Genomic DNA, 12,436 nt, shown 5'->3' with positions numbered 1-12,436 from the left:
TTGCATACTCTTTATGGTAAATGTCCAGAGTAGGTTATTGGTAATATTTGGGTTATTGATACACGGTTATTTTGCAATAGTCTGTTCTCACATACATTTCCCAAAATAGTATTTGTTTACGAGGTGATCTTTCTATAAAATGAATGAATGTTCATTTAGCGTAGAAAAATATCCTTGTTGGTCTGAAGGATTAAATATATGACATTAAATAAAAAAGTTTATTGGAGCTTAGCAGCTATCCTTATCGCATTAGGCGCTATTTATTATTTTACTCACGATTCTCAACCAAAAACTTCTTATTTTACTGAAACCGTTAAAAAGACTGATTTGCAACAAAGTGTAGTTGCAACTGGCACTGTACGGAGTTCTAAACGGGTTGAAGTGGGAGCAAGAGTGTCAGGTAAAGTGGAAAAAATTTATGTCAAATTAGGGCAACAAGTGAAAAAAGGAGAATTAATTGCTCAACTTGATTCAATTACTCAACAAAATGCACTAAATACAGCAATGGCACAGTTAGCCTCTTATCAAGCACAGCTCGCAGCTGCACAAACAGCTTATCGTATTGCAGAATCTAATTATGAACGAGTAGCAAAATTATATAAAAAGCAAGCAAGTTCGTTAAATGATTTAGAAACAGCACAAAATACGCGTGATACAGCTAAAGCGACAGTAGCACAAATGGAAGCGCAAGTGAAACAATCCGAAATAGAAGTGAATACGGCAACAACAAATTTAAATTACACTAAAATTACATCGCCATTAGATGGTACAGTGATTTCTATTCCTGTTTCCGAAGGGCAGACAGTAAATGCTAATCAAACCACACCAACTATAATCCAAGTGGCAGATTTAGATACTATGCTGATCAAACCAGAAATTTCAGAAGGGGATATCACTAAAATTAAAGCTGGGATGAAGGTGAAATTTTCAACACTAGCCGAGCCAGATGAAGTCTATAATGCCACGATTGATTCTGTTGACCCTGCGATGACAACATTAACGGATAATGAATATACTGAATCAGTAAGTGATACAAATGCTGTTTATTATTATGCAAATGTGTTGGTAAAAAATCCGCAACATAAATTACAAATTGGGATGACGACACAGAATACGATTATTATTGCACAAAAACAGAATGTATTAGTTGTACCGACATTATCTATTCGTAAACAAGCTGGTAAATCAGTTGTACAAGTATTAGACGGTGATAACGTTATTGAAAAAGAGATTACGACTGGTTTGCACGATGATATTAATACGGAAGTATTATCAGGTTTAACCGAAGGTGAAAAAGTCATTGTTTCGCAATCTTCTGCAAATGATGCGCCGAGTGTACGAGTTAGAACACCAAGAATGATGTAAGAGGTCTTTATGCAAAACATTATTGAAATAAAAGACCTCAATAAATATTTTGGCGAGGGCGAAAACCGCGTACATATCTTAAAAAATATCAATTTAGAGATTCAACAAGGTGATTTTATTGCCATTATTGGGACTTCAGGTTCAGGTAAATCAACCTTAATGAATATTATTGGTTGTTTAGATACACCGACAGATGGTTCTTATTTAATTACAGGGCAAGAAACAGCGAGTTTATCTGCGGATCAATTATCTGAATTGCGTCAACAACGCTTTGGCTTTATTTTTCAACGTTATAACCTGTTACCTACTTTGAATGCACAAGAGAATGTAGCATTACCAGCAGTTTATACAGGAATGAATAAAGAGCAGCGTTTACAACGAGCAGCACAACTGTTGGATAAGTTAGGTTTAACTAATAAGATGGAAAATCTGCCTAATCAGTTATCTGGTGGTCAACAACAACGGGTGAGTATTGCACGAGCCTTAATGAATGGTGGTGATATTATTTTGGCAGATGAGCCAACAGGTGCATTAGATTCAAAAAGTGGTGAAATGGTAATGGAAATCTTGCAGCAACTGCATCAAGAAGGACATACCATTATTTTAGTTACACATGATCAACATATTGCTCAATTTGCTAGTCGTATTATTGAAATTAAAGATGGTGAGATTATTCGTGATCATCGTCAAAATCATAATTTCCAACAGCGAGCGATTAGCCAAAGTAAAACGAATAAAGGATTTGGTTTTTATCGCGATCAATTCATTGAAGCGTTGCATATGTCAGTGAAAGCGATTATCTCGCATAAATTACGTTCTTTATTGACGATGTTAGGAATTATTATTGGGATCACTTCGGTAGTGTGTGTGGTGGCACTAGGGAACGGTTCGCAACAAAAGGTACTGCAAAATATTAATTCGTTAGGCACTAATACGATGGATATTTATAATGGTACTGGATTTGGTGATCGGCGTGCAGAGAGTATGCAGAATTTGACGGTTGCAGATAGTGAAGCTTTAATGAAACAGCCTTATATCGAAAGTGTAACTCCCAATAGTTCAGTGAGTGGTACCTTGACTTATCGCAATAATGCATTTACGGCTCAGGTACGGGGTGTTAGTGAACAATATTTTAATGTAAAAGGAATTTATTCTTCGGCTGGTACCTTATTTACTGCACAAGATGTTCGCCTAAATCAATCGGTAGCAATTATTGATCAAAATACGCAACAACGCATTTTTAAAGATCAGAATCCATTGGGGCAGATTATTATGATTAATAAAAAGCCGTTAAAAATTATTGGCGTTGTGAATACAGCGAATGTAATGGGAATTAATAGCGAAAATCTGAATATTTGGATTCCCTATACAACGGCAATGAATAAAATTTCTGGTGAGAAAAAGATTAGTTCTATTACGGTAAAAGTATCGGAAGGAATTAGCACGGCTGCTGCAGAAAAGAATGTCACTACTTTATTATTAAGCCGTCATGGTAAAAAAGATTTCTTTATATTAAACACTGACACTATCAAACAAACAATTGAAAGTACGACAAATACGATGAAATTATTAATTTCATCAATTGCATTAATTTCACTTATTGTTGGTGGAATTGGGGTAATGAATATTATGTTGGTTTCAGTGACAGAGCGGACGAAAGAGATTGGAGTAAGAATGGCGATTGGAGCCAAACAGCAAAATATTTTGCAACAATTTTTGATTGAAGCCGTTTTAGTTTGTTTAGTCGGTGGAATTATTGGAATTTGTCTTTCAGGGATTATTGGTGTGTTGTTTAATCAATTTATGACAGATTTCACAATGTTATTTTCTACGTTTTCGATTGTTGTCGCCGTACTTTGTTCAACATTAATTGGTATTATTTTTGGTTATGTTCCTGCACAAAATGCGGCGAAGTTAAATCCGATTACTGCCTTATCACAGGAGTAAAATTAGCTTAATATTCGGAATAATTTCAGATGTGATTACTGGTCGAAAAGGGTAGAAATTGCTATAATTTTAACAACTTTTATTATTTCTAAGGATACATTTTTAAGGATAACTATGAAGAGATTTAATAAAATTACGGCAGCATTATTGCTTTCAACTATTCTTGTTGGTTGTGCCAATATTGATGATTCATTTAATGCAAGCCAGAAAAATTTTGATCAATATATTGCAGCTACTTCTCAATTTAATGTGAATGAGGAGTGGTGGAAACTTTATAATGATCCACAACTTAATCAATTAATTGATCTTGCATTAAAGAATAATCTTGATTTAGCGAAAAGTGCAGTAGCAGTAAATATAGCACTTTATAAAGCAAATTTATTAGGTGCTGATTTAGTGCCAACTTTTAGTGGACAAACCGAATCTACTGCATCAAAAAATATCAAAGATGGTGGGAATTCAACTATCAGTCACACAGGGCAAATTGGTATTAGCTATACTTTAGATCTTTGGCGTAAATTAGCCGATTCCGCAACGGCAGCAGAATGGGAACACAAAGCAACGATTGAAGATTTAGCAGCTGCACGTTTATCATTAATTAATAGTGTGATTGATGCCTATTATAGCTTGGCATATTTAAATGATGCGATTAAAGCAACAGAAGAATCCATTAATTATTACAATCAAATTAATACTGTTGTGCAAAACAAACAACGTTTTGGTGTAATTGATGGGTTAAGTAGTGCTCAAGCGATTCAAGCAGTATTAACAGCACGCAATACTTTGCTGTCATTACAAGCAGAGCAAAAAACAGCACAACAAACCTTACATAATCTGTTAAACCTGAAACCAAACGAACCACTTAATTTGCAATTACCAAATTTATTAAATGTAAAATTGCCAGGGGTAAATTTGAATGTACCTGTTTCGGTGATTGCGAATCGACCTGATGTCCGTGCGGCACAGGATCGTTTACAAAGTACCTTTAAAGATGCAAAAGCGATGCAAAAAAGCTGGTTCCCAAGTATTAGTTTAGCAGGAACTTTACAAGCTAAAGGAACAACAGTAAGTAATGCGACTGACACACCTATGGCAGTTGGAGCAGCTACAATTTCATTACCGTTCCTTTCTTGGCAAACAGTTAAATGGAATGTGAAAATTTCTGAAGCTACTTATGAAACTTCTCGTTTAAGTTTTGAACAAAGTATTACAACGGCGTTGAATGAAATTGATGCCCTCTATTTTGCTTATCAACAGTCACAACGTAGCTATGAAAACTTATTAAATAAATATAATTATGATAAGAAGATCAGCCAATACTATCGTGATCGCTATAATGCGGGCGTGTCAGAATTGAAAGATTGGCTAACCGCTGCAAATACTGAAAAATCCTCACAAATTTCTATTTTGAATCAAAAATATACTTTGATTAAAAATGAAACCGCGGTTTATCAGGCAATGGCAGGATATTACACAAAAAAATAAAATTTAACTTCTTATATATGTAAAAAAGATACACTGTTGAGTGTATCTTTTTTTGGTAATTTTGTTCTAACATACAAAATTAATACATAAAGTATTGCGATATAATTATTCAACAACTGGCACAATTTTAGTTGCGTGAGAACCTTTATCACCATGGACAGCTTCAAATTGTACTTTTTGTCCTGCTTTTAATGAACGATATCCATCCATTTCAATCACAGAATAATGAGCGAAGATGTCACCTTCTTGACCTTCAGCAGAAATAAAACCGAACCCTTTTGCATTGTTAAACCACTTAACTACACCGATTTCCATAATAACCTCGAATAATGGATTTTTTAATTTACTTAAAATATACAACGGCAGGATCGCCCTGTACTCACTACATCTTTATCCAACTCAAAAGATAAATCAAATAGCGAATGTTTAAAATTAGCGGGAGATCACAGAAATTTAGCAAAATTGTCTAAAAACAGACATTTTATTGTTAAATTAACTCAAAAATTAAGGTTTTATCTGAGGTTATCATTCTCTATAATCATAAGAAAAAACGTTTTCGTATTAGCATTGAAGTTTCAAAATGACAGATTTCTCTTTTTTTATTTATGACTATGAAAGTTTTGGTGTAGATCCAGCTAAAGATCGCCCCGCACAATTTGCTGGTATTCGTACTGATCAGGACTTTAATATTATTGGTGAACCAATCGTTTTATATTGTAAACAAACAGAAGATTACCTTCCTCATCCAGCGGCTGTCGCTTTGACAGGTATTACGCCTCAACATTGTAATCAACATGGCATTAGTGAGCCTGAATTTGCAGCAAAAATCTTAGCTGAATTTAGCCAACCGAATACTTGTATTATGGGATATAACAATATTCGTTTTGATGATGAAATGACACGCTATACTTTTTATCGCAATTTTATCGACCCATATGAATATAGTTATAGTAAGGGAAATTCTCGTTGGGATTTATTAGATTTAGTTAGGGCAACCTATGCGTTACGTCCAGAGGGCATTAATTGGGTCTATGATGATGAGGGAATGCCAAGTTTTCGTTTAGAGTTATTAACGAAAGCAAATGGCATTGAACATAGTCATGCACATGATGCAATGTCGGATGTTTATGCCACTATTGAAATGGCAAAATTAATTAAACAGAAACAACCTAAATTATTTGACTATTTTTTTACCCATCGAGGTAAAAAAGCCTTAGAAGAGTTGGTTGATTATATCAATATGACGCCTTTGGTGCATGTTTCAGGGATGTTAGGAAATTATCGTGGCAATACTAGCTGGATGGTGCCATTAGCACCACATCCAACTAATAAAAATGCGGTCATTTTTTGTGATTTAGCGAGTGATATTAGTGATTTACTGATACTTGATGCGGAAACATTGAAACAACGTTTATACACCAAAAAATCAGATTTAGAGCAGTTAGGACAAAAGCCAGTTCCGTTGAAATTAGTGCATCTTAATAAATGTCCAATTTTAGCACCAGCAAAAACCTTACAACCACAAGATGCAGCGCGATTAGGGATTGATCGTCAATATTGCTTGGCAAATTTAGAACAGTTAAAAGCACATCCTGACATTCGTGAGAAGGTTCATCAAATCTACTTAGAAGAATATTCTAGTCAATATGAGGATGTTGAAATGGCACTTTATACGGGATTTTATCCTTATTCAGATAAGCAAAATTTAGCTATTTTACGTACGTTATCTGCAGAACAGTTAGTTAATCATGGTTTAACTTTTCAGGATAAACGAATTCCTGAATTACTTTTCCATTATCGAGCTAGACATTGTTATAAAACACTTTCACGAGCTGAACAGGTGAAATGGCAGAAATATTGTCGTATGAAATTAGAACGTGAGAGTGAATCTTTTATTGCAGAGCTTGAACAACTTTGCGCAGAGTATGCAAATGATGAGCATAAATTGAATTTGTTAAAAAATCTTTATGATTATGGTTTAAAGTTAATAATGAAATGATAAGATAAGAACGCAATTTATCCTATCGCAAACACACAAATTACTTAATCGTTAATACTAGAGGTGATTATGAGTAAAATTATTTATACCTACACGGATGAAGCGCCTGCTTTAGCTACCTTATCTTTCCTACCAATTATTGAAAAATTCGTTAAACCAGCAAATATTGAAATGGTGGTTAGTGATATTTCGCTTGCAGGAAGAATCTTGGCAAATTTTCCAGAGTATTTAAAAGAAGAACAACGTGTAGAAGATGCCTTAACTCAATTAGGGGAACTCGTTACAAAACCCGAAGCAAATGTGATCAAGTTACCTAATATTAGTGCCTCCATTCCACAGTTAAAAGCAGCTATCGCTGAATTACAAGCACATGGTTATGCTGTACCAAATTACCCAGACTCTCCAACAACAGAAGAAGAAAATACGATTCGTGCTCGTTATGACAAAATTAAAGGAAGTGCAGTAAATCCTGTATTACGTGAAGGGAATTCAGACCGTCGTGCACCAAAAGCAGTAAAAAATTACGCTCGACAATTCCCACATAGTATGGGGGCATGGTCAACAGATTCAAAAACACATGTTGCTACTATGAGTGAAGGTGATTTTTATCATAACGAACAGTCTGTCACGCTAAGTCAAGCAGGTGAAATTCGTGTGGTTTTAGAAGATAAACAAGGACAACAAACAGCTTTAAAAACTTTAAAAGGACAAGCAGGTGAAATTCTCGATGCCACAATGATGAGTAAAAAGGCTTTGGTGGCATTTTTAAGTAAAGAAATTCAAGATGCAAAAGCACAAGGTGTATTGTTTTCATTACATATGAAAGCAACAATGATGAAGGTGTCTGACCCAATTATTTTTGGTCATGCGGTAAAAGCCTTTCTAGCGCCTGTTTTTGCTAAATATGGTGATTTACTGGAAAAGGCTGGTGTAAATGTGAATAACGGCTTAGGCAATTTAATTGCGAATTTGGATAAATTACCAGAAGAAGTTCGAATTGCAGTAGATCAAGCCTTAGCAGATGGTCCTGCTTTAGCAATGGTTGATTCTGATAAAGGGATTACTAATCTACATGTGCCAAGCGATGTGATTATTGATGCCTCAATGCCAGCGATGATTCGTAGTTCAGGACAAATGTGGAATGCACAAGGTCAATTACAAGATACCAAAGCAGTGATTCCAGATAGTAGCTATGCTGGCGTGTATGCGCAAACAATCGCTTTCTGCAAACAGCATGGTGCGTTTGATCCAAAAACAATGGGAAGTGTACCGAATGTTGGTTTAATGGCACAAAAAGCAGAAGAGTATGGTTCACATGATAAAACCTTTGAAATTCCAACTGATGGCGTGGTGAAAGTCTTAGATCAAAATGATCAAGTCTTAATGCAACATACCGTAGAAGCTGGTGATATTTGGCGTATGTGTCAAACGAAAGATGCCCCAGTAATTGATTGGGTGAAATTAGCGGTAAAACGTGCTGAATTGTCTGATACGCCAGCGGTATTCTGGTTAGATAAAAATCGTGCTCACGATCGTGAAATTCTGAAAAAAGTCGAAAAAGCACTACAAACGATTGATACCAGTAAAGTTGAATTGCATATTTTATCCCCAGTAGAAGCAACGCAGCTTTCACTTGAACGTGCTAAGGCAGGTAAAGATACGATTTCCGTAACCGGTAACGTTTTACGTGATTATCTCACCGACTTATTCCCAATTTTGGAATTAGGTACGAGTGCGAAAATGTTATCAATCGTGCCATTAATGAATGGTGGTGGAATGTTTGAAACAGGGGCTGGCGGTTCTGCACCAAAACACGTTCAACAATTCTTACAAGAAAACCACCTCCGTTGGGATTCATTAGGTGAATTTTTGGCGTTGGCAGTTTCGCTTGAACATTTAGCACAACGTGAAAATAATTCACGGGCACAAATCATTGCGGATGCGTTAGATAAAGCCACAGAAAAACTATTGCTTAATGGTAAGTCGCCAGCACGTAAAGTGAAACAAATTGATAATCGTGGTAGCCATTATTATCTCGCTTGCTATTGGGCAGAAGCATTGAGTGAGCAAGATAGAGATAGTGAGTTGGCCGCACAATTTAAGCCATTAGCGGTAGCATTAAAAGAAAATGAACAAGAAATTATGGCAGAATTAGATGATGCACAAGGGCAAGTTGTTGATATGGGTGGATACTATCAGCCAAATCCAACGCTTGCTCAACAAGCAATGCGTCCAAGTGCAACTTTAAATGCGTTAATTGATAATTTTTAAGCATTAAATTGCTAGAATAAAACCCTATGCCTTGTGCATAGGGTTTTGTTTTTATAAGAAATTATGTTATGAGTTAGGCCGCAGCAAGATGAGGGCGGACGCCTAGAGTGTGGCAAATTGCATAGGTTAATTCAGAACGATTCAACGTGTAGAAATGGAAATCTTTTACTCCTTCTTTCGATAAAATTTTCACCATATCAATTGCAATACTTGCCCCGATAAGATTTCGAGTGGTTTGATCTTGTTCTAAGCCATCATACAATTTATACATCCAGCTCGGGATTTTCACATTGGTAATTTTTGCCATTTTTTGTAATTGTACAAAATTAGAAACGGGTAAAATACCAGGGACGATTTCTACATCAATACCAACTGTGACACAACGATCACGAAAACGTAGATAACTATCAATATCAAAGAAAAATTGAGTAATTGCTCGATTTGCCCCTGCTTCTACCTTTTGCTTTAGAAAGATTAAATCAGCTTGAGCGGACTTCGCTTCAGGATGCACTTCGGGATAGGCCGCAACAGAAATATCAAAATCAGCAACTTCTTTTAATAGTTTCACCAGATCACGTGCATAAAAAGGTTTTTTTGTGTAACCAGGTGGTTCATCACCACGTAATGCGACAATATTGCGAATACCGCTATCCCAATATTCTTGGGCAATTTGCTTTAATTGTTCTGGTGTAGCATCAATTCCAGTAAGGTGTGGAGCTGCTTCGATACCCGTTTGTTGTTTAATCGCTTTTACTACACTATGAGTACGCTCTCGCTCCCCCGAATTAGCACCATAAGTGACAGAAACAAATTTTGGTTTGAGTACTTTTAGACGTTGAATGGATTCCCATAAAATGTTTTCCATTTTCTCATTTTTAGGTGGAAAGAATTCAAACGATACATTAATCTCTCCATTTAAATCAGCAATATTACGATTTAGCACATCAATTTCTTTGGCGTAACTCATATTATTCTCCTATTTAGATGTTTAGCCGTCTAAACATTAAAATAGGGAGATTTTTAAATTGCGTCAATTTAATAATTTTCAGAATTAATATGAATTATATTCATAATTAATATTGACGCTTGCCTTAGCATAAAATCTCTTATTTTGTGATCCTTTTATATAAAAACGCATAGCCTTCGCTGGCTAACTGATCTAATGGAATAAAGCGTAATGCAGCACTATTAATGCAATAACGTAAACCACCATTTTCTTGAGGACCATCTTCAAATACATGTCCTAAATGCGCATCAGCGACACGTGAACGCACTTCAGTACGTACCATGCCATGACTAGTATCTTGCTGGTAGGTTACAACATCAGAGGAAATTGGTTTGCTAAAACTTGGCCATCCACATTCAGATGGGAATTTATCAGAAGACGAGAAGAGCGGTTCGCCACTAATAATATCTACATATAAACCAGCTTCAAAAAAATTCCAATATTGGTTGGTAAATGGGCGTTCTGTACCTGCTTGTTGGATTATTTGATAAGATTCAGCGTTCAAGTTTTGCTTGATTTGTTGTAAGTCTGGTTTGTGATATTGATTGGCATTGATAATCACATCGTCAGCTTTACTGAGATCAATATGACAATAACCATTTGGATTTTTAGCTAAATAATCTTGATGATATTCTTCAGCCGCATAAAAGTTTTCTAATGGTTGAACCTCTACGACCAAAGGTTGTTGCCATTTAATTTGTTCATTATTTAAGGCTTGTTGAATAATCTCTTGTTGTGCAGGTTCAATATAATAAATCCCTGTACGATATTGGACACCTTGATCAGCACCTTGTTTATTTAAACTGGTTGGATCAATTACACGAAAATAATATTCAAGAATAGTTTTTAAGGAAAGCTGTTGAGGATCATAGGTGATCTTTACTGTTTCTGCATGCCCGCTACCACGACAAACCTCTTGATAACTTGGGTTTGTGGTTGGACCATTAGCGTAACCTGATTCTGCATCTAATACGCCACCAATTTGAGCAAAATAGGCTTCTAATCCCCAAAAACAACCACCAGCAAGGTAAATTTGTGCAATTTGTGTTGTGGTATTAACTTGAGATATAGATAGATCTGACATAATTTCCTCGTTTCTTAAAGGTATAGATATTAAAGAAGAGGTTTAGTATAGAGTGAATAACGAAATTATGTCAGCTAAAAAATTAAGGTATTTCAATGATTGTGGTGGTAACATAGTTAAGCAGAGTCTAAGAAGTGTAGTTTGATTGATTTTCCCACTTTTTTTGTTCTCAAATACTATCTCAGTCAATTAATTTTTTCGTGGTTTAATTATAAGGAATATTTCTATGGAAGGCTTCCTTAACTCTATTTCGTTCTCAATTAGCGTTACCTTGCCGAATATTTTAATGCTATTTTTAGGAGTATATCTACGTCGAATTGGAATGGTTAATGATCAATTTTGTCAGCAAGGTTCAAAATTAGTATTTAATATTACGTTACCTGCTTTGCTTTTTTTAAGTATTGTGCAACATCCAACGGATTACGGTGCACAATTACAGATTATTACTGCTGGATATGTCGGTTGTTTGATTTTATTCCTATTGTCTGAAATATACGCTGCTCGTTTTGTCGCAGATAAACGGGAACGAGGTACCTTTGTACAAGGTATTTTTAGAGGTAATAGTGGTATTATCGGTTTATCATTATGTGCAAATGCTTATGGGACAGGTGGCATCGCCGCTGCTTCGGTTTACACGGCATTAATCACCATCTTATATAATATTTTGGCAGTTATCACTTTAAGTCGCTCATTATCAAGTACAGGTAAAACGAGCTTTTCACATATTTTACGCCAAATTGCTAAAAATCCTTTAATTCTCTCGATTGCGATAGCGTTAGTGATAAGTAAATTTGGTTTTACTATTCCAAAATCATTGATTAGTACAGGCGATTATTTATCACGCATGACATTACCATTAGCGTTGCTTTGTACTGGTGCGAGTTTGGATTTTAAAGGTATGGATCCTTCTTCAAAGATAGCCTTTCAATCAAGCCTAGGTAGAGTCGTGATTGCTCGGTTATGTGGATTAGAGGGCATTGGCTTAGGTGTTATTTTCTTAATGAGTGCAACACCAGTTGCGGCAGCAAGTTATCCAATGGTACGCAGTATGGGTGGTAATGCTAAGACAGCTGCTAATATAGTGGGTATTACAACGATTGGCTCAATAGTAAGTTCTGCGGTAGGTATTGTCATTTTGAAACAATTAAATTGGATGTAATGACTATTGTTTAATTTACTGCAATCTCGTATAGTAATCGCCGTTCTCAACGGGGTGCATATTAAGGTTGTTAAATTTCACGGACAGTTGATACCGAGAAATGTGATAACCAAGTAGGCT

Annotated in this window: 9 protein-coding genes; 6 read left to right on the top strand and 3 right to left on the bottom strand. The window is 35.6% G+C overall.

From position 1 onward, the window contains the following. The first annotated feature begins 198 nt into the window (after positions 1–198). The 3 genes from ACFFHT_RS06985 to tdeA all read left to right on the top strand — a co-directional run bounded on the left by ACFFHT_RS06985 (position 199) and on the right by tdeA (position 4,797). Positions 199–1,365: an efflux RND transporter periplasmic adaptor subunit gene (locus tag ACFFHT_RS06985; RefSeq protein WP_382374768.1), complete on the top strand. Its 1,167-nt coding sequence runs from the start codon at positions 199–201 to the stop codon at positions 1,363–1,365. A gap of 9 nt (positions 1,366–1,374) precedes the next feature. Continuing rightward, the gene (locus ACFFHT_RS06980; protein ID WP_382374766.1) at positions 1,375–3,312 is read left to right on the top strand and encodes a MacB family efflux pump subunit; all 1,938 of its coding nucleotides are present in this window, start codon (positions 1,375–1,377) and stop codon (positions 3,310–3,312) included. 114 nt (positions 3,313–3,426) lie between these two features. Next, positions 3,427–4,797 carry a toxin/drug exporter TdeA gene (tdeA, locus tag ACFFHT_RS06975; RefSeq protein WP_382374764.1) on the top strand — a complete coding sequence of 457 codons (1,371 nt, stop codon included), beginning with the start codon at positions 3,427–3,429 and terminating at the stop codon, positions 4,795–4,797. Positions 4,798–4,902: 105 nt separating this feature from the next. Here the strand turns inward: tdeA and cspD are convergent, their stop codons facing one another. Next, complete coding sequence (gene cspD / locus ACFFHT_RS06970; protein WP_382374762.1) at positions 4,903–5,112, bottom strand: cold shock domain-containing protein CspD; 210 nt, start codon at positions 5,110–5,112, stop codon at positions 4,903–4,905. Positions 5,113–5,377: 265 nt separating this feature from the next. Between cspD and sbcB the strand changes: the two genes are divergently transcribed. Both sbcB and ACFFHT_RS06960 read left to right on the top strand, forming a co-directional pair. Continuing rightward, positions 5,378–6,796: an exodeoxyribonuclease I gene (sbcB, locus tag ACFFHT_RS06965; protein WP_382374760.1), complete on the top strand. Its 1,419-nt coding sequence runs from the start codon at positions 5,378–5,380 to the stop codon at positions 6,794–6,796. Between the two features lie 69 nt (positions 6,797–6,865). Further along, a complete protein-coding gene (locus ACFFHT_RS06960; protein WP_382374758.1) occupies positions 6,866–9,067 on the top strand; it encodes an NADP-dependent isocitrate dehydrogenase in 2,202 nt (733 codons plus the stop codon). Between the two features lie 73 nt (positions 9,068–9,140). Here ACFFHT_RS06960 and metF read toward each other — a convergent pair whose 3' ends face one another. Together metF and msrAB are read right to left on the bottom strand one after the other, a co-directional pair. Then, a complete protein-coding gene (gene metF, locus ACFFHT_RS06955) occupies positions 9,141–10,034 on the bottom strand; it encodes a methylenetetrahydrofolate reductase (protein WP_382374756.1) in 894 nt (297 codons plus the stop codon). A gap of 139 nt (positions 10,035–10,173) precedes the next feature. Beyond that, a complete protein-coding gene (gene msrAB / locus ACFFHT_RS06950) occupies positions 10,174–11,157 on the bottom strand; it encodes a bifunctional peptide-methionine (S)-S-oxide reductase MsrA/peptide-methionine (R)-S-oxide reductase MsrB (protein WP_382374754.1) in 984 nt (327 codons plus the stop codon). Between the two features lie 226 nt (positions 11,158–11,383). Between msrAB and ACFFHT_RS06945 the strand changes: the two genes are divergently transcribed. Beyond that, entirely contained in the window at positions 11,384–12,316 is a 933-nt protein-coding gene (locus tag ACFFHT_RS06945) for an AEC family transporter (RefSeq protein WP_382374752.1), read from the top strand. Positions 12,317–12,436: the final 120 nt, after the last annotated feature.

The sequence above is a fragment of the Gallibacterium melopsittaci genome (genome assembly GCF_042433085.1).
Taxonomy (GTDB): Bacteria; Pseudomonadota; Gammaproteobacteria; order Enterobacterales; family Pasteurellaceae; genus Gallibacterium; species Gallibacterium melopsittaci.
The sequence above is the reverse complement of the archived record's forward strand: the minus strand, read 5'-3'. Positions and strand labels throughout refer to the sequence as shown.

Bases quoted from the DNA above. Each gene is read 5' to 3' on its own strand.
- metF (WP_382374756.1), bottom strand. From the start codon at position 10,034: ATGAGTTACGCCAAAGAAATTGATGTGCTAAATCGTAATATTGCTGAT.
- cspD (WP_382374762.1), bottom strand. From the start codon at position 5,112: ATGGAAATCGGTGTAGTTAAGTGGTTTAACAATGCAAAAGGGTTCGGT.
- ACFFHT_RS06985 (WP_382374768.1), top strand. From the start codon at position 199: ATGACATTAAATAAAAAAGTTTATTGGAGCTTAGCAGCTATCCTTATC.
- ACFFHT_RS06945 (WP_382374752.1), top strand. From the start codon at position 11,384: ATGGAAGGCTTCCTTAACTCTATTTCGTTCTCAATTAGCGTTACCTTG.
- ACFFHT_RS06980 (WP_382374766.1), top strand. From the start codon at position 1,375: ATGCAAAACATTATTGAAATAAAAGACCTCAATAAATATTTTGGCGAG.
- msrAB (WP_382374754.1), bottom strand. From the start codon at position 11,157: ATGTCAGATCTATCTATATCTCAAGTTAATACCACAACACAAATTGCA.
- ACFFHT_RS06960 (WP_382374758.1), top strand. From the start codon at position 6,866: ATGAGTAAAATTATTTATACCTACACGGATGAAGCGCCTGCTTTAGCT.
- sbcB (WP_382374760.1), top strand. From the start codon at position 5,378: ATGACAGATTTCTCTTTTTTTATTTATGACTATGAAAGTTTTGGTGTA.
- tdeA (WP_382374764.1), top strand. From the start codon at position 3,427: ATGAAGAGATTTAATAAAATTACGGCAGCATTATTGCTTTCAACTATT.